We start from the raw sequence: 18221 nt of genomic DNA on the forward strand, positions 1-18221 counted from the left end.
TGCAAAACTGGCGCAACGAAATGGTAAATCCGTTGATTTGACGGCACACAAAGTGTAGTCCTTCCTAAACTTCTCTACGGTCCCGGTATTCGCAACAATTAATTAATAGGTAGGTTAGCAGATGCAAGGGCGCTCGAGGAAACTAGCTTGTTCGATGCTAGCCGGGGCGTTTTGCGTCACTAGTCTTGCCGAAGGTTCAGCGCAATCTTTAGCGACCTACGGCACACCCGGGTTGGTTGAAATGCCGACGGCCCGCGTGTTGAAGGACGGCGATCTGGCCTTCACGGCAAGCACGTTTGGCCCCAACTACCGGTATTCAGCAACGTTCCAGGTCTTGCCGCGTCTCTATGGGACATTCCGGTATTCGCAGATTAAGAATATCAGTGCCAATGCGTACCTTGATGGCGATACCTTCGACCGCAGCTTTGATGTGCATTACCAGATTTGGGATGAAACCGACCTACGCCCTGCTTTCGCCGTGGGGATGCGAGACTTTCTGGGCACTGGTATCCTGAGCAGTGAATATTTTGTGGCCACCAAAAGCTTCGGGTCGAAGCTGGAGGTTACCGGCGGTCTGGGATGGGGGCGGCTTGCGGGGCGGAACTCATTCTCGAATCCGTTCAGTATTTTGTCTGACCGGTTTGACACACGGACGCGCGACGCCAACACGGGCGGCCAGCTAGAAACAGGGAACTGGTTCCGCGGGCCGACGTCGGTCTTCGCGGGCGTGCAGTGGAATGTGTCGGACCAGATGACGCTATTCGCCGAATACTCCCCCGATGAATATACGCTGGAATCGGTGAACACGGGCATCGACGTGTCTTCGCCCCTCAACGTGGGGTTGGAGTATCGTTTCAACAACGGTGTGCACCTCAAGGGGTTTGTCGTCGGGGGGCATGAGGTCGGCGCGCAGCTGAGCTATGTCATCAACCCCAAGAAACCGTCTGTACCCGGCGGGTTGGAGCAGGCACCGCGCACCATCGGCGCGCGCAACCGGTTGGCGATTGCGGAGTGGAACAACTCTGCTGCCGGGGGCGGGCGTGATGCGGTCGAGGCCGTGTTGCAGCGTGTGCTGGCGGAAGACGGGCTGGAGCTGCAAGGGTTCACCATGTCGGGCAACCGCGCGACCGTCCGCGTGGAAAACACCCGTTTCGACAATGAGGCCCAAGCGGCAGGGCGCACGGCGCGGGCCATGGCGGTGACGCTGCCCCCCGCAATCGAAGAGTTCACGGTCGTGTTTCTGGAGCGCGGCGTGCCGCTGAACCAGATCGTGACGCAAAGATCCGATCTGGAAGAGCTGCAGTTTGATTACGATGGTGCCTGGCGCAGTCTGGCACGGGCGCGTCTTGAAGATGGGCATGCTCAGGGCCGCGAAGGCGAGTTGGCGGATATCTACCCGGTCTTTGACACGTCGATCGGCCCATATCTCGCCACGTCCTTTTTCGACCCTAACAGCCCGATTAGGGCCGATTTCGGCGTCCAGCTTAAGATGGATTACCGGCCACGTCCGGGGCTGACCTTTGCGGGTCGTTTCCGCTATCCGCTGGTGGGCAATATCGACAAATCGTTCCGCGTGTCGAATTCCGTGATCGAGCCGGTCCGCTCTAACGCCGTGCGCTACGCGAAGGAATCTGAGCTTGAGGTGAACAGCCTCACGGCCGAGTATTTGTTCCGCCCGGGGAAAAACCTGTTTGGCCGGGTCTCGGCAGGGTATCTGGAAGGGATGTTTGGCGGCGTGTCGACCGAGGTGCTTTGGTATCCGATGGATAGCCGGCTCGCACTTGGGGCAGAGCTGAACTATGTCAAACAACGTGATTTCGACATGCTGTTCGGGTTTCAGGACTATGACGTCGTGACGGGCCATGCCTCTGCCTATTATGATCTGGGCAATGGGTTCTTCGGGCAGCTAGACGTGGGGCGCTACCTTGCGGGTGACTATGGCGCGACGTTCTCTTTGGATCGTGAATTTAACAACGGGTTCAAGGTTGGCGGTTATTTCACGCTCACGGATGTGTCCTTTGATGATTTTGGTGAAGGGTCTTTCGACAAGGGCCTGCGGTTCGAAGTGCCGCTTTCGTGGCTGACCGGACGCCCGTCGCGGACGAAAGTCCAGCAAACAATCAAGCCGATTACACGCGACGGCGGGGCGCGTCTTGCTGTCGCCAACCGTTTGCACGGGGTCGTGCGCGACTATCGCGGCAAAGAGCTGCGGGACAGCTGGGGGAGATACCTGCGATGATCTTACGTGCGTTGACCTTTGGTCTGTGTCTGGCGGGCCTCACAGCCTGTAGCGCCAGTCAGAACCTTCTGGCGCGTGGTGTTGCCGTTGCTGTGGACGACGATTCAGTCGTGCCCAAAACCGCGCAAGGGTTTCCGCCGCGCTTTGCCGCGCTGGTGCAGGATACCGCGACCCCCGCCTTGCTGCTGAGCGTGCAAAGCCGTGCACAGACCGGCCGCATGCTGCGCGAGGCGCGTGTGAACGGTGTCGATACATGGCTGAGTTCGGATTTAACCGCGCTGATGCTGGAAGACGGGATGCTGCAAGGGACACGCGGCCTTGGGTCTGAACTCTTCGCCGCGGATGTGTCGGAGCCCAAGGCGCTGATCCTGTCCGGGCGGCGCGGTTATTCGGACCGGTTGCACAGCAATCTGACGGGACTGGATGAGATTTCTACCCGCGCGTATCGCTGTCTGGTGGAGCCGCAAGGCAGCGCGACGCTCGCGCTTGAGATCGGCACCGTGCCGACGCGGGTTGTAACCGAGGATTGCAAAAGTCTGGACCAGTCGTTTCGGAATACGTATTGGGTCAGTGTAAAGAGCGGTGCCATTGTACAGGCGCGGCAATGGGCGGGCGATGAGGTCGGGTATTTGATGACCAAGGCCGCCGCCCGTTAAGGTTAACAGGGGCCGAACCTGTCTGGGGGCGAGGTGTCACATGATGAATGGGAGTATTAAAGTGCGATACCTATTGGTAGCTGTTTTGGGCCTGACCCTTGCAAGCTGTGGTACGGTTTACCGAACACCTGAAGTTGTAGAGGGCGTCGCTGGCGGCACCAATGTACGGGTGATGAACCTCACTGCTGAATCCGTCATTCAGGCGAATAGATCCGCCTATGCGCCGCGGAGCCTGCCCGATGTGTTTTCCCGCACCGCAGGCTCTGGCTCGGGGCTGCGTGGAACCGGGGCGCTGCCATCGCCCACACTCGACATTCAGACCCGCCCTAACGCGCTTGAGCTGCGCCTGCCGCCCCCGGTTGATCCCGGTCCCTACGAGATTGGTATCGGTGATGTGGTGCTGCTGGCCACACCGCGTGCCGCCGGATCGGTTGAACAGTTGACCGGGCTGCTGGCCGCACAAAACGCGCGCCAAGGCTATACGGTGCAGGATGACGGATCGATCAACATTCCCGATGTGGGCCGTGTGCGTATTGCGGGTTTGACCATTGAAGACGCCGAAGCGGCCTTGTTCCAGCGTCTGGTCGAGAACCAGATTGACCCGACTTTCAGCCTCGAGATTTCCGAGTTCAACTCGCGCCGTGTGTCCATCGGGGGCGCCGTGTCGCAGCCGACTGTTGTGCCGGTAACGCTGACGCCGCTCTATCTGGAAGAAGCCTTGGCCGCTGCCGGCGGGATCACGGTCGAGGATCAGGACTATGCCTCGATCCGTTTGTACCGTGATGGTACGCTGTATCAGATCCCGCTGTCGCAGCTTTATTCCCGGGCGAGCCTGACCAAGACCCGCCTGCTGCCCGGCGATGCGATCTTTGTTGATACGGAATATGAACTGGCGCGTGCGCAGGAATATTTCGCGCAGCAGATCACTTTGGTTCAGGCGCGTCAGGCGGCACGTGCCTCGGCATTGCAAGAGCTTCAGCTTGAGGTGTCCTTGCGCCGTGATAATCTGGACGAAGCCCGTGACAACTACAAAGCACGCCGTGATCTAGGTGCCGATGATCGCGACTATGTCTATCTGGCGGGGGAAGTCGGGACGCAGTCGCGCTTTGCCTTGCCGTACGAGCGTAAGGCAAGTCTGGCAGATGCCTTGTATGATGCGGGTGGTGTAGCGTCGTCGACCGGCGATGTATCGCAGGTGTATGTGCTGCGCGCCTCCTCTGACCCGCGCGAGCTGGGGGCCATTACCGCGTGGCATCTGGATGCCCGCAACGCCGCGAATTTCGCGCTGGCCCCGCGGTTCGAGCTGCGCCCTGATGACATCATCTTTATCGCGCAGCAGCCCGTCACCAAATGGAGCCGCGCTGTTTCGCAGATCCTGCCGCAGATCCTGAGTGTGGGGAACGCGGTCAGCAATTGATCTGACCACGATTGATGACCAAAGGCCGGGCAGAAATGTCCGGCCTTTTACGTTTCAAAGGGTCTGTCTAACGGCCAGAGGTTTCGCAAATTGAACCCATCGGTGCCCTATTTCAGCCACATCGCCTTATTACCCCTGAACGGGTCAATTATTCAGGCGGTGTGATATGTATCTTTCTGTTGTGATCCCTTGCATGAACGAAGAAGCCTCGATCCCGGGGCTGGTATCGCGGCTGACGCAGGCGATCGCGCCGTGGAAAGATCGGGCCGAGATTATTCTGGTGGATGATGGATCTACCGATGCCACGTGGAAAGCGATCGAGACCGCGCAAGCGGGCTGTGCGCAACTGGTGGGTATCAAGCTGTCGGCCAATCGCGGGCATCAAATCGCGCTGACCGCCGGGCTTGAGGCGGCACAGGGCGAACGCATTTTTATGCTGGATGCCGATTTGCAAGATCCGCCGGAATTGCTGGTCGATATGATGTTCATGATGGATCGCGGGTTTGACGTGGTTTACGGCCGTCGTAGCGAGCGCCAAGGCGAGACCATGTTCAAGAAGGCCACGGCGCATCTGTTCTACCGCTTCCTCAATGCCATGTCCGATGTCCCGATCCCGCAGGACACGGGCGATTTCCGTTTGGTCAACCGTCGCTCGCTGGATGCGGTGCTGGCGATGCCGGAAAAGGCCCGTTTTATTCGGGGGATGTTCGCTTGGGCAGGCTTTAAACAGGTGGGTATTGAATATATCCGCGCACCACGCGCCTTGGGCGAAACCAAATACCCCTTCCGTGCCATGATGCGCTTTGCCATCGACGCGATGACCGCCTTTTCGACGAAGCCGTTGAAACTTGCGACGCGTCTGTCTTTTGTCAGCTTGTTCATGGCCGCGTTGATGGCTGTTTATGTGATCTATTCGCTGGTTATGTACCAGACGGCACCGGGTTGGGCGTCGGTGGTGCTCGCGGTTAGCTTCTTCTCGGGGGCGCAGCTTTTGACGCTGGGTATTCTGGGGGAGTATATCGGTCGCCTTTATGTCGAGGCCAAGGACCGCCCGCTGTATTTTGTCAGCGATGATACGCGCGACATGGTCCCCGACGTGAAACGGCTGCGTGCCTGATGCGTATTTTTGACTATAAGTGCGCCCGCTTTGGTGTTGTCGGCGCTGCGACGGCATTATCCTACATGGCATTGTATCCGGCGTTTCTGGCGGCGGGGGTTTCACAGCCGGGAGCCAATGCGGTGGCGTTTTTTCTGGCGATCGTATTGCAATACATCGGCCATGCTCTGTTCACCTTTAGACGGCGGCTGATCAATCGCAGCCAGATCACCAAATTCTCCATCATGGTTAGCTGCGGATTTGGCGTGTCGATGCTTGTCACGGGCCCTGTGGCAGTGGCTTTGGGGATGCCAGCCTGGGCGGCGGCGCTGGCCGTTGCGCTGTATCTACCGGTGCAGAACTATATTTTGATGACCCTATGGGTGTTCGTCTTGCCGCACCCCAAGACGGAGTACATTTCATGAGCCATATCTACAGTGATACATTTTTTGACTACATCAACCAAAGTGCGCGCGCGTCGGCAAAACCGTTTGTGTCGTTGCTGTTTCCTTTGCTGAAGCCCAAGACGGTGATCGATCTGGGCAGTGGGCGCGGTGTTTGGATGGATGAATGGCGCAAAGGTGGCGCTGAGGACGTGCTGGCCGTAGTCGGGGATTATGTAGACCGGGCGCAACTGGCAGTCGCGCCAGAGCAGTTCATGGCCGCCAATCTGACACAGCCGGTAAAGACGGGCCGCCGCTTTGATCTGGCGCAGAGCCTTGAGGTCGGGGAGCATCTGCCCACCGAAGCCTCGGATGTTTTGGTCGATAGTCTCACGCGGGCGTCTGATCGTGTGTTGTTTTCCGCTGCGGTCACCGGACAGGGGGGCGAGTTTCACGTGAATGAACAGCCATTGTCCTTCTGGCAGGATATTTTCGCGGCCAAAGGCTATGTCGCCTATGATTGCGTGCGCCCTGCATTGAAAGACAACAAGGATATCGCGCCCTGGTATCGTTACAACGCGATCCTTTATGTGAATGAGGCCGGGCGCGCGGGGTTGCCGAAAGATATCCTCGCGACCCAAGTGCCTGCGGGCCAAAAGCTGCGCAACGCGGGTAGCCTTGGTTGGCGGTTGCGTTTGGCTGTGGTTAAGACCCTGCCACGCGGCGTTGTCACTGCCATTGCGCAAGCGCGGGCGATGGTGCTTGCCCTGCGGGCGCGCCGTGCCAAGACCGTGGGTCGCGCGGCTGTATGACGGCGGCGGTCGGGCGGCAGTTGGCGATGCGGGCCGAATCTGAACGGCTGCAGCTGGCACCGGTCTTCCTGATCACACTGGTGGCGGCGTTCTTGCTGACGGGGCAAAATCTGCTGGATCCGATGATCCGCCATGATGACTACCCCGCCTTTTTCGCGGATGCGCCCGCCTTTTGGAACAAGACCCTGCACGAGGGGCGGTGGCTGAACTACATCTGGCACCTGCGCGAGGTGGTAACGCCTGCCTGGCTGAACTTTGCCCTGTATCAGAGCCTATGGGCGGCGTTTGTCGCTGCGTTTGCCGTTGCGGCGATGGGGCCCGGTGCGCAGCGCTGGTTTACTGTTGTGCTGGCCCTGCTGCTGGTGGTCTGCCCGTCCGAGATGCTGATCTCGCTCTGGTTCAATACGCTCATCCCCGGGTTGGCTGTTGTGGCGCTGTTTGCGGTGCTGGCCTGTTACCTGTCCAGCGCGCAGCTGCGCTGGCTGTTGCCGATTTTCGTGATCGTCAGCTTTATGGCCTATACGACCTATCCGCTGCTGCTGTTGGCGATTTGCATTGCGCGTACGCGGGAGCGGTCAATCCGCGATCTGGCAGGGCTGATGGTGTTGTTTTGCGCAAGCTTCGTTGTCGCGGTGCTGACGGTCTATACGTTGAACTGGCAGGTTCATGGTGTATTTGGCGTGCCTGTGGCCGATTGGCGTGATCCGACCGCGGGGGACGGGATTGGCGGGATGATCGCCAACCTGCCGAAGCTGGGGGAAACATTTACGCTGTTCCTCAACCGGACCGGCATCGGGTATCCGCCGCTGATCGGGCTTATTCCTTTCGTCTATATCCTTGCCCTGAATGTGCTGCGCAAGCGCGCGCCGCTAGAGGCTTTGTATCTTGCGGCTGGTATGGCGATCGGGCTGGCGCTGACAGTGGTTCAGGCGCTGAAACTGGGGGTGATCGTTCCGCCGCGCGCGTTTATCTTCTTTTGGGTTTTCTTTGCGCTGACCGCGGTGCGTGCGGTTCAGATATTGAGCGAGGATGAGGGTCTATACGGCCGTTTAGGGCGCAATCTATTGCTGTTGATCATCGGTGTGTGGTTCATCCAGCTGTTTCTGGCTTATGGGCAGTCCAATGATTGGCGTAGCGATACCAAACTCTGGGCGCAGGAGGTGCGGGCGACGGAGGGGCCGGTCTATGTCTATGGCGATTCGTCGAAAATTGCCGCTGGGCTAAAGGCCGGCATACAATCTTATAAAGCGCTGCCGTTCCGGCTGAAACAGTTGACCGGAAAGACGGCGGTGGCCTGTGATGAGGTGCCTGATACCTGCCCGTCCCGGCCAGATATGACTGCCGGTGATAACGAGGTTCATTTGCTGCGCGAAGGGAATGCGCTGTTCATGCTGTTTACGCCAAAACCATCGGACGAGACTGAGGATTAAGCGGTAAAGATGCTGTCCATGTGTTCGGCCAGATAGATGCGCAGCCAGGGGGTAAAACGCTCTGGCGTGGTTTGGGTCTGGCGGGCGAGGTCGGAGAGGTCGACCCAGGCGGTATCCATCACTTCGGCGGGGTTCGGGGTCACATCGGTGAGCGCGACGGCTTCGGCGACGTAAATCTCTACCAGCTCATGTTCGGTCAGGCCGCCGCCCACATCGGCGCGATATTCTACCTGGTCGCGATGGTCGAGCCTTAGGCCGCTGATCCCCAGCTCTTCATCCAGTCGCCGTTTGGCGCAGGTGAGCGCGGGTTCCTCCCAGAACGGATGGGTACAGCAGGCGTTCGCCCAAAGACCGGGGGTGTGATATTTGCCAAGCGCCCGTCGCTGGATCAGGGTTTCGCGTCCGCGCATGACGAAAACCGAGATAGCCTTATGGCGCAGACCGCGCTGGTGGACCTCAAGCTTTTCGACGGGGGTAAGCTTGCCGTTGACCCAGGCGGGGATCATCGTGGTCATGTGGCTGCCCCATTCGGGTGGCGTTGTGGCGATGTCATATCCGGCTGCCCCGCTCCTTGCGGCCCGCTGGCCCCTCTGCGCTAGGCGGTCTTGTAGCGGGTCGGTTTTGGATTGTCAGCCGCTGGTTGCGAAATGACGGATAAGGGCAGTTTCGCAATACCGCCTGCGTTAAGGATGGCGGCGATGCGATCTGTGTCATAGCCAAGCTCGGCGAGGATAGTGCGGGTATCGGTTTGACCGTCGGGCATCCGTGGCGGCGTGGTTTTATGGGTCGAGTATCGCGGCGCTGGCGCAGGCTGTAGCACGTTCCCCGCGGTGACGAATGTATCACGTGCGGTGTTGTGAGGGTGGGAAGGTGCCTCTGCCAATGACAGAACGGGGGCATAGCAGGCATCGTGGCCGATCATGATCTCCTCCCATTCGGCGCGGGTCTTGGTTTCAATCAAGCGGGCAAGCTTGTCGCGCATGGCGTCCCATTGACGTTGGTCGTTTTGGATCTGCATGTCGGGATCGTCTGACAGACCGCAAAGGTGCAGTAGTTGAGCGTAGAATTGCGGCTCTATCGGGCCAATAGAGACGAATTTTTCATCCACTGTCTTATAGACATCATAGAAATGCGCCCCTGTATCAAGCATGTTCACACCCCGGTCATCCTGCCACCAGCCTTGACCGTGAAACGCATAGATCATCGACATCAACAGGGCCGATCCATCGGTCATCGCAGCGTCGATCACAGTGCCTTTACCACCGCGCTGTACGTCCAAAAGGGCAGAGACCATGCCAAATGCAAGCATCATGGCGCCGCCCCCGAAATCGCCGACCATATTGGCGGGGGGCGTGCGGTGGTGCAGGCTCGCGTTAACCTGTCTGCGGCAGGGTGGGCCCTGATCACCATCTACCGAACAGGAGTCACCATATGACCGATACATCCCCCGTTCTCGCCCTTCCGTATATTCAACCGTCGCAAGCGCAAAAGCATGTGACCCATAACGAGGCGCTGCGGCTTTTGGATGCGATTGTGCAACTGTCGGTCCTGTCTTTCACCGAAACTACGCCGCCCGCGACCGCAGGCGAGGGGGATCGGTATCTGGTGGCCTCAAACGCTGAGGGGGATTGGGCGGGGCATGACCATGCGGTGGCAGTGTTCGTGAATGGGGCGTGGCAGTTTATCGCGCCGATGCCGGGCTGGGTGGCATCTGTGGCCCCCGGCCAAACCCAAGTGGTTTACGACGGCGCGCGCTGGGCGGTGCCGACGTTGCAAGATGTGCCTCGGCTTGGTGTCGGGGCGACGCCGGATGCGTATAATCGGTTGGTTGTGGCGTCGGATGCGGTGCTGTTCAACAATGCCGGGGCGGGGCATCAGGTGAAGATCAACAAGGCAGCCGAAGGAGACACGGCCAGTCTGCTGTTCCAGACCGCCTTTGGAGGGCGGGCCGAGATGGGGACCTCGGGGAGCGATGATTTCGCCATTAAGGTCAGCGCAGACGGCGCAAATTGGGCGGAAGCTTTGCGCATTGAAGCGGCGAGCGGGCGTGTGACCGCCCCAGTCTCGGGTTGGCGAGAGCGGCTGACTGCCCCCCGCATTTACTATGTGGACCCCCTTCAGGGTGGCGACGGGCAAAGTGGGCGGGGCACGGGGGCGGCTGCCTTTGCGTCGCTAGGCCGTGCGATGGAGGAAGTCGTCCGTTTGGACAGCGCAGGCTACGCCGTCGCGGTTCAATTGGCGGATGGCAGCTATGATCTGGGCGCTTCGCCAGTCGCGGTAAGCGCGGCATTGGGGGGAGGTCTGGTTGAGCTTGTCGGGAATGCCGGCGACCCCGACGCGGTCACGATGACAGCGACAGGATCGGTGATCGAGCTGGTTTCGGGGCGTCTGAGTTTGCGGGGTATGAGGATAGAAACCTCCGGTGCCGACCCGGCGATCCGGGTGTTGCCGGAAGCGGTGTTAGAGGTTGATGAGGTCGTCTTTGGCACGGCGGGGGGACATCTGGATATCGTTGGCGGACGCGTCGAGGGGGCGGGTTCGTACGTTATCGACGGCGATGCCGCGTATCATCTGCGTCTGTCGCAGGGGGCCGTACTGGCACGGGGGATGCAGACGGTGACGCTGGCGAATACGCCCGACTTTGCCACTGCGTTTGTGAGTTGCGAGATGGCCGGGCAGGCGGATTTCAGCGGGCATGGTTTCACCGGCACAGCCACGGGCAAACGTTTTGACGTGAGCAGCAACGCTGTGGTGCAAAGTGGCGGGACCGTGCTGCCGGGCGATATCGCGGGCACGACGCAAAGCGGTGGCCTATACCTCTGATCTGCGAAAACCTGACAATTGTATGAAAGGGCCACATTGCCGCCTTAAAATCTGAAGCTGCCGTTAAGGATTTCGGCCCATCTTTATCCCCGGAACATGTAGAGGAATAAACCGATGGAGCTTGAGCATAAAACCACATTGTCGCCGCGGAAGGATATGGCGCTGACCGGGGGGACGGATATGGCGGTTGTCCAATCCTCTGCCGGAGCGGTGCTGTACACGACCTCGCGCTTTGGTGGCGGTGACTTGCTGGCCTATCGCATTGATGCGGAAGGGGGGCTCCGGTTTCTGGACAGTCGGGCCATCGCCGGGGACACGCGGGCCGGGGTCACCAGCAGGCTGGAGGTCGTAGACGGTGCGCTATTGCTCACGGGGGCGGATAACGCCGCGCTCACCCGCGTTGCGTTAACAGATGATGGGCGCTTTGGTAATGTTTCTGCCGTGACCGGTGGTGCCGTGCCTGCCCAGTTACTGGCCGTTGAGACGCTGGATTTAGGCGGTCAGAGCTATCTATACGGGCTGGTGCGGGGGGCGGATAGCATCGGGTCATGGCGCGTGGGCGACGATGGGGCGCTGACGCGCATATCGGGCGATAGTGGGGTCGCGTCAGAGGCAGGTCTGACCGGCCTGAGCGTCGGGTATGTCGGACGCACGCCGTTTCTGCTGGCGTCCTCGGCGCGGGACGACGCATTTATTTCGTTCAAATTGGATGGGAATGGTATTCCGCGAGAAGTCTCTCGTATCGCGGCGGAGGATGGCGTGGGGATCGGCAGGCCAAGCGCAACAGCCTTTGTAGAGGTTGGGGGGCATGGATTTGCGATACTGGCCGCGGCGGGAAGCGCGAGTTTGAGCGTCGCGATGCTGGAGGAAAATGGCGCATTAACCTTAACGGATCACGTCCTCGACACGCGGGACACGCGCTTTGACGGGGTGCATGTGATCGAGACCGCAACACATCGCGGCCGCGCCTATGTGGCGGCGGCGGGCGGAGATGACGGTGTTTCGGTCTTCGAATTGATGGACGATGGCCGGTTGATGCATCTGGTGTCGGTCGAAGACACGGAAGGGAGCACGCTCGACGCGGTGTCGGCGCTTAACTTTTCGGTACAAGGAGATTTGCTGCACCTCGCCGTCGCGTCAGGTGCCGAAGCGGGGCTAAGCATCTTTACGGTGGATATTTCTGACCGGGTTGCGGCGGCAACAGGGGGTGATCAAGCTGACACGCTGACAGGCGGCACGGGGGGCGATTTGCTATCCGGCGGGGATGGCGCGGACCATATCGCTGGGCGCGCAGGGGATGATATTTTGCGAGACGGCGGCGGCCGTGATCTGCTGACCGGCGGTTCCGGCCGCGATCTTTTTGTCCTTTCCGCAGATGGGGAGGCCGATACGATTGCCGATTTCGACAGCGCGCAGGACAGCATTGATCTGTCGGCCTGGCCGTTCCTGAGGCACGGGTCGCAGCTGACCATATCTTCGACCAAAGACGGTGCGGTTCTGTCCTTTGGTGAGGAACGGCTAGAGATAAAAACATCGAACGGACAGTACCTTAGCGAGGATGATGTTCAAGCGCTCGATCTGATTGGGCAATCGCGTTTCATGCCGGATTGGACCCTGCCAGAGGAACCCGATACGCCATCCCTTCCCACCGCACCGATCCCGTTGGTTCTGGTCGGCACGCCACAGTCGGACGTGCTGGAAGGGGATGCGGCCGATGATCATATCAGCGGGCGCGCGGATGGCGACAGGCTGATCGGTGCAGGCGGCAATGATACGATTCTTGGCGAAGCTGGGGCCGATACGATCTATGGCAACGGCGGAAGCGATCTGATTGACGGTGGGACCGAGGGGGATCAGATCTGGGGCGGTATCGGCTGGGACACGTTGCGCGCTGGTGATGGGGACGACGCCCTGTGGGGCGGCGACGGGTATGACGCGCTTGGCGGTGGCGATGGGAACGACACGTTAACCGGCAATAACGGTGCGGATCGGCTCTATGGGGATAGGGACGATGACCATCTGATCGGCGGGTTAAATGCCGATAGCCTGTGGGGCGGTGCCGGCAAAGACCGTTTGGAGGGTAGCGCCGGTGCGGATCAACTGCTTGGCGGCAGCGGGAATGATCAGCTTTTCGGAAATGCGGGGGCAGATTTCTTGCAGGGGGATAGCGGGAATGACCGTCTTGCCGGGGGGATCAACAACGATACGGTTAACGGTGGGTCCGGGAACGATACGCTGTCGGGCGACAATGGTGCCGACCAGCTGATCGGCGGCGACGGCGATGATTTGATCAAAGGCAATGCCGGTCACGATACGCTTGACGGCGGCGCGGGAAACGACGTGCTATCCGGTGGCATCGGGGCAGATCGGTTTATCTATGGTGCAGGCCAAGACACAATCCTGAGCTTTCAAAACGAAATTGATACTCTTTCGCTGGATTCTGCCCTCTGGGGTGGGGGAAGTTTATCGATGAGCCAACTTCAGTCGTTCGCACGCAAAGGGGCCGAAGGGCATATCGTGCTGGATTTTGGCAGCGGCAAAACACTGGACCTGTTGGGCGTCGAAAATCTATCTATCCTAAACGACGACTTCGCAAGCTTTTAAAGTTTAAACTGCCACGCTGGGATCGTTACCGTTCCAGAATGTCACGGTGATAGCGCCTTAATAACACAAGGCCAAAAAGGCCCAGTATTGCGGCAACGGCATAGACATAGGCTGAGGAGACATAGGGTACGTCGTAGTTATGATAAAATCCGGACCTGACGCGGCCGACCACGTGGATCAGCGGATTGAACCAAAGATAGCTGCGGTAGGGTTCGGGTATCGTTTCGTATAAAAAGATGACGCCGGACAGTAGCAAAAGCGGCCGCGTGCAAATCCCGTAGACACGTTGCCAGACCTGAAACATCGACATCATGAAACAGTTGAACACCCCCACGCCCAGTGAAAGCGCGGCAATCATAGTCAGAGCTGACACGATGTCTGATGCATTTATTGTGGCCCGCGTATCAAACAGAAAAATGATCCCACTCAGTACGATAAAGCCTACAAGAAGCTGAGTGAGAAAATTGAGGATGAACCGCCCCAAGATGGCGTCGACGAAAGTCACGCGCGGGTAGGCTAGTAGCTGTTTCGAATAGTTGATCGCCTGCGCGACCTTGTTGCTGAGATCGACGAACATCAAAAAGGGCAGCAAACCTGTAGCGTAAAAGATTGGAAAATTGTTTCCGAGGGGGGGGCATACGAAACCCGATCGAGAATATTGCGGTCAACAGCGCGATCCCGAGAACGGGTTCAGCCAATGCCCAGATATATCCACCCGGGGACCGGCCATAGCTGGTCCCGATTTCGCGAAGTATCAGCGCGACGATAATGCGTGGCGTCGCAAAGACCATTGTATTTCGTCCGCGTGCGACCCGACCTATCATCCTGTTACCCTCTGCGCGCTGTTGATCTGCCATCGGGCGGGCGTAGCCGCGCCAAAACGATTAAAAATGAAGTCATACTGTAGGGCAAAGGCCTCTCTAAAACTGTGTTTTAGGTGCTCTGGCAACATGGCGTGACGACCAGAATTACTGCGAAGATCAGCTTTGGGTGAAATCGGCGAAATACCTAAGAACGTGCAGATATCGCGCATGGTATGAGCGTGAAAAAGGTCTTCGTAAAATACATATTTAATTCGATGTAGGGGGATCACTGCTTCCAGCTCGCTCATCGTGCGCCGATAGTTCGCCCGCTCTAACTTAGGCAGCCGTTTACTGGCGATCAGATGCTGCGCGCGCGCCTCGCAAGCCGTTTGAAAGTCAGCTACCTGGGCGGCATCCGCGCTAACGGCCATTCTGATTTGGGACCACATACGATCAATCGGATCCCTCAAAATAAAGATGAAACAACTTTCGCCAAGGCTCCCCATCTCAGAGAAGTCCTTTGCGTCCAATATCGCATAAGCCGGGGTGATGTCGCAGATCACAGGCTGGCCGCTAAATCCCTGAGTGAGATAGGAAAGATAGGCCTCGTGATGTTCAGGCGCATCCGTGTAGATGGACAAAAGGTCAGCCAATTCGCTGAGGACCCTAAGATTGCGCCAATTCTTGGGGCCGCGTTCTGACACCAATTCCCTTGCCAAGGTTTTCACCGTGTTCATACGTAGGTCAAAAACCTGGTCAGACTTACCCGCGATCACATTGAAATAATGAAGTTCCTTATTGCGCGAAAAATGAATCTGACTGCTGGTGCGTAAGGTTTCATAAAGCCAAGTCGTGCCGGCTTTCTGAGCCCCGATGCAATAGGCAAGCTTGGTGTTTTCCGGCAGAAGAGTAAGAGCCATACGGTACGCCTTGGGATGAGCTGATCATTTCCCCATGTTGTATTCGTGATGTGCTATCGCATCGTTAATGTCGGCAAAATATTCTAGGTTACCGGCCTCTAAAACAGCGCCTGCAGTGCATAGTTCTCGTAGCATGCCATTGGAGTGGCTTACAAATATTGCACCAGATCGGGAAAGGCGGTCCATAAAAATGGAACGACTTTTCTGTTTGAACCGCGCATCTCCGACAGCGGTGATTTCGTCAATCAAATAGGTGTCAAACTGCAGCCCCATGGAAACGCCGAAAGCCAGACGCGACTTCATACCGGCGGAGTATGTTCGGAATGGAAGATGAAAGTGAACCCCAAGCTCGGAAAAATCGGCGACGTAATCGACCAGTGCAGACGTGTCTGCACCATAAATCCGTGCCACGAAGCGCGTGTTTTGTGCCCCCGTCATGTCGGGGTGGAACGACCCAGCAAAACCAACTGGGAAGGATACACTGCCATCAGAGATGACCTCGCCCGATGTAGGGTCAGTTGCCCCCGCAATGATCTTGAGCAGCGTAGATTTTCCAGCGCCGTTCCGCCCTAGCAGCCCGACAGAAATACCAGTGGGAAAAATAACGTTAATATTTGAAGCGACTGTCTTCCGTCTCCCCCGCACATGATAGGATTTGGTCAAATTTCGAAAGCCAATCATCGGCGAGCCTAGTGTCGATCTCGTAAGGAGTGCCAAACCAGCATAATGAGCGCCCACAGGGCGAAGCTAGATGCGAATGTGACGCCTAGAAGAAATGGGCGATTTGGATAAATCGACGTCTCTGCAAGTGTCGGAGGAATATGCGCCGCCAAGTATTTTGATCTTTTTCGTCCCTCTGCAACCGCTGTATCAAAGGCGGCTTGACTGGCGGTATAAGACTGTTCAGCAAATTCCAAATCGACCTTTAGGCTTTCAAACTGCCCAAAAAGATCCGCGAAACCAATGGTTTGCATTGAACCCTGCTTGGCGTTCAATTTTTGATGCTCCTGCGAGATACGCGCTGCTATTATGTCGCGCCTTCGTTGCGCTTGCTTCAAGCGGGAATCGGTTGGCGTGCTGGTTTGCTGAAGCATGTCGATGCTAATCAACGTTTCCGTCATTTCTGCTTCTAAAGATGCCAATAACCCAGTTTGAATTTGAAGCGGTGTATCGGGGCTCACCAATTGGTTCCTCATGCGGAATTCGGCCAGCGTAAGCCGCGTTTTCTTGAGGCGCTGCGCTGCGCGCGCCAAGTTTTCTTCAGCATGTTGGGTAGCATCCTCGCGCGCTATCGCGGAAAGTTCATGTATCAGTTTTGCGCTTTCAGCATAGATTTCTTGGACAATGGCCCGCGCGTCTTCGGGAGCAAATGCTTGCACCTTAACCTCGATCAGACCGGTGCTACTATCGCTATACACATTGACCATGCGACCCCAGTATTTGGTCAGTTCCTCGATCGTACCAGGGGCGTGGTAGCCGAAGACCGGATCAGAGTTTGTTGCGGGGGGCGACCATATTTTTCGCAAATTCAGAGACTTATCGATTTTCTCTACTAAGTGCTGACTTTGAATGAATTGATACAGAACTTCTTCGTCCGCGGCACCGGACCCCGAGAGATTTGCAACCCCACCCAAGAGTTCGACCGGCGAGCTCATATCCTCGCTATGGACAGCAAATCCAGCGATAGAGGTATAGCGATCTGCAGCGCGCTCCCAAAGGTACCATGACACGAACAGGCTGGTTCCGAGAACGATGATGATAAAGCTGACAAACGAAAGCCGATGACGTAGGTGAAGGCGCGCTTGCGGCACAGGCGGGACGATCGACGTGACTGGCAGTGTCAGAATGGTCGCTTGAGAGGCGGTTTCTCGTTTTTTTTCCCGCGCCGCAACGGCAAGCGCCCTATCATGCCGTTTTATTTCGATGCGTCGCAAAGCTTCCTCACGCTCGCGCAGTTTTTGTTGTTTGCGCGCCGCGTGCGTATGGTGCGTGGTCGTTGATTGGGCAGGATTATGGGTCATGATCTCAGTGCTTAATACAATAGTCCTCACAGTTTATTAATTCGCGCGAAGTAGTTCAGAGAAAGTCGATTAAACTACGAAGGACTTTGGGATGGCGGAACCGCATGTTCACATTTTAATGGGGACGAAGAACGGTGGCATGTTTTTGGCAGATCAGCTGGCCTCAATCCGCGGGCAATCGCATCAGGATTGGAGCCTTTGGGCAAGCGATGACGGCTCAACCGATGGCACCTGGGAGGCGCTTGAAAATTTCAAAGCGGAAACACCGCACCATGATATTCACTTGCTCAAAGGGCCTCAGAGGGGCGTTGCCGTCAATTATTATAAATTGTTGAAAAACAAAGATTTAGCCGGGAAATGGGTGGCGTTTTCCGATCAGGATGATGTCTGGCTGCCTCACAAACTATCCCGTGCTGTCGCGCTCGTCGGGCGGTTGGGTGGTAGATGTGTTTACAGTAGTCGAAGTTACTATGTGAACGAAACGGGGGAGCGTTTGGGAACGTCCCCGACGCTGAATCGCCCTTATCGGTTTGGAAATGCAATCGTACAGAATGTTTTGCGCGGAAATACGATTGTGATTCCGCCTATCTTCACCAACTATCTGCGTAGCATTTTAAGTACTACCGACGTTGCGGAAACTCCTTTTCATGATTGGTGGATGTATCAAGCGATCACAGGCGCAGGGTTTGGTATTCTTTATGATCAGAAATCTGGGGTATTATACAGGCAACACGGTGCAAATCTCGTGGGCGCGCCCGTTCGTCATTTACGGCGCAGGGCTCGATGCATGGCGGATGGCACATTGGTGAATTGGATCGATGCAAATGCGGCGGCGATGTACCGAATTGCTCCTGTTCTAACGGCGACCGCCCGCGAGCAATTATTGAGGTTTCTCGATTGGCGTTCCCAAAGTCACACTAAGGGTCGCGCGGCACTGACTTCGCTCGGAATCTACCGGCAAACACATGCGGGCGATCTAGCTCTGCGCGCGCTTGCACAACTCAAACGGTTCTGAAT

16 protein-coding genes are annotated in these 18221 nt (G+C 57.5%); 10 read left to right on the plus strand and 6 right to left on the minus strand.

Features of this window, described 5'->3' with window-relative positions; all coding sequences use genetic code 11:
* The first annotated feature begins 154 nt into the window (after positions 1 to 154).
* The 7 genes from SJY36_RS15925 (at position 155) to SJY36_RS15955 (ending at position 8033) form a co-directional block, all read left to right on the plus strand.
* Positions 155 to 2239 carry a YjbH domain-containing protein gene (locus SJY36_RS15925; RefSeq protein WP_386176371.1) on the plus strand — a complete coding sequence of 695 codons (2085 nt, stop codon included), beginning with the start codon at positions 155 to 157 and terminating at the stop codon, positions 2237 to 2239.
* Entirely contained in the window at positions 2236 to 2895 is a 660-nt protein-coding gene (locus tag SJY36_RS15930) for a YjbF family lipoprotein (protein ID WP_386176373.1), read from the plus strand. The genes SJY36_RS15925 and SJY36_RS15930 overlap by 4 nt, the downstream gene beginning before the upstream one ends.
* Before the next feature lie 172 nt (positions 2896 to 3067).
* Positions 3068 to 4312 (plus strand): polysaccharide biosynthesis/export family protein, encoded by a 1245-nt coding sequence (locus SJY36_RS15935; RefSeq protein ID WP_386176514.1) that lies wholly within the window; start codon positions 3068 to 3070, stop codon positions 4310 to 4312.
* 166 nt (positions 4313 to 4478) lie between these two features.
* On the plus strand, positions 4479 to 5429 hold the full coding sequence (locus tag SJY36_RS15940) for a glycosyltransferase family 2 protein (RefSeq protein WP_386176375.1): 951 nt from the start codon (positions 4479 to 4481) through the stop codon (positions 5427 to 5429).
* Entirely contained in the window at positions 5429 to 5833 is a 405-nt protein-coding gene (locus SJY36_RS15945) for a GtrA family protein (RefSeq protein WP_386176377.1), read from the plus strand. The genes SJY36_RS15940 and SJY36_RS15945 overlap by 1 nt, the downstream gene beginning before the upstream one ends.
* Complete coding sequence (locus SJY36_RS15950) at positions 5830 to 6603, plus strand: hypothetical protein (protein ID WP_386176379.1); 774 nt, start codon at positions 5830 to 5832, stop codon at positions 6601 to 6603. Before SJY36_RS15945 ends, SJY36_RS15950 begins: the two co-directional genes overlap by 4 nt.
* Before the next feature lie 26 nt (positions 6604 to 6629).
* Positions 6630 to 8033: a hypothetical protein gene (locus SJY36_RS15955; protein WP_386176381.1), complete on the plus strand. Its 1404-nt coding sequence runs from the start codon at positions 6630 to 6632 to the stop codon at positions 8031 to 8033.
* Here the strand turns inward: SJY36_RS15955 and idi are convergent.
* Complete coding sequence (idi, locus tag SJY36_RS15960; RefSeq protein ID WP_074636718.1) at positions 8030 to 8548, minus strand: isopentenyl-diphosphate Delta-isomerase; 519 nt, start codon at positions 8546 to 8548, stop codon at positions 8030 to 8032. The two genes, SJY36_RS15955 and idi, sit on opposite strands and share 4 nt — an antisense overlap.
* A gap of 80 nt (positions 8549 to 8628) precedes the next feature.
* A complete protein-coding gene (locus SJY36_RS15965) occupies positions 8629 to 9477 on the minus strand; it encodes a CoA transferase (RefSeq protein WP_386176383.1) in 849 nt (282 codons plus the stop codon).
* Here SJY36_RS15965 and SJY36_RS15970 point away from each other — a divergent pair.
* Both SJY36_RS15970 and SJY36_RS15975 read left to right on the plus strand, forming a co-directional pair.
* On the plus strand, positions 9465 to 10856 hold the full coding sequence (locus tag SJY36_RS15970) for a DUF2793 domain-containing protein (protein WP_386176385.1): 1392 nt from the start codon (positions 9465 to 9467) through the stop codon (positions 10854 to 10856). The two genes, SJY36_RS15965 and SJY36_RS15970, sit on opposite strands and share 13 nt — an antisense overlap.
* 114 nt (positions 10857 to 10970) lie before the next feature.
* Positions 10971 to 13460: a calcium-binding protein gene (locus SJY36_RS15975; RefSeq protein ID WP_386176387.1), complete on the plus strand. Its 2490-nt coding sequence runs from the start codon at positions 10971 to 10973 to the stop codon at positions 13458 to 13460.
* Positions 13461 to 13485: 25 nt separating this feature from the next.
* Here SJY36_RS15975 and SJY36_RS15980 read toward each other — a convergent pair whose 3' ends face one another.
* The 4 genes from SJY36_RS15980 to SJY36_RS15995 form a co-directional block, all read right to left on the minus strand.
* Positions 13486 to 14037, minus strand: a complete 552-nt coding sequence (locus SJY36_RS15980; protein WP_386176389.1) for an ABC transporter permease — start codon at positions 14035 to 14037, stop codon at positions 13486 to 13488.
* 243 nt (positions 14038 to 14280) lie between these two features.
* Positions 14281 to 15183, minus strand: a complete 903-nt coding sequence (locus tag SJY36_RS15985) for a sulfotransferase (protein WP_386176391.1) — start codon at positions 15181 to 15183, stop codon at positions 14281 to 14283.
* Between the two features lie 24 nt (positions 15184 to 15207).
* Positions 15208 to 15864 (minus strand): ABC transporter ATP-binding protein, encoded by a 657-nt coding sequence (locus SJY36_RS15990; protein WP_386176393.1) that lies wholly within the window; start codon positions 15862 to 15864, stop codon positions 15208 to 15210.
* 8 nt (positions 15865 to 15872) lie between these two features.
* Positions 15873 to 17204, minus strand: coding sequence for a capsule biosynthesis protein (locus SJY36_RS15995; RefSeq protein ID WP_386176395.1), 1332 nt, complete (start codon positions 17202 to 17204; stop codon positions 15873 to 15875).
* A gap of 91 nt (positions 17205 to 17295) precedes the next feature.
* Between SJY36_RS15995 and SJY36_RS16000 the strand changes: the two genes are divergently transcribed.
* Positions 17296 to 18219: a glycosyltransferase family 2 protein gene (locus SJY36_RS16000; protein ID WP_386176397.1), complete on the plus strand. Its 924-nt coding sequence runs from the start codon at positions 17296 to 17298 to the stop codon at positions 18217 to 18219.
* The last annotated feature ends 2 nt before the right edge of the window (positions 18220 to 18221 follow it).

The sequence above is a fragment of the Sulfitobacter sp. R86518 genome (assembly GCF_042466275.1).
Taxonomy (GTDB): domain Bacteria; phylum Pseudomonadota; class Alphaproteobacteria; order Rhodobacterales; family Rhodobacteraceae; genus Sulfitobacter; species Sulfitobacter pontiacus.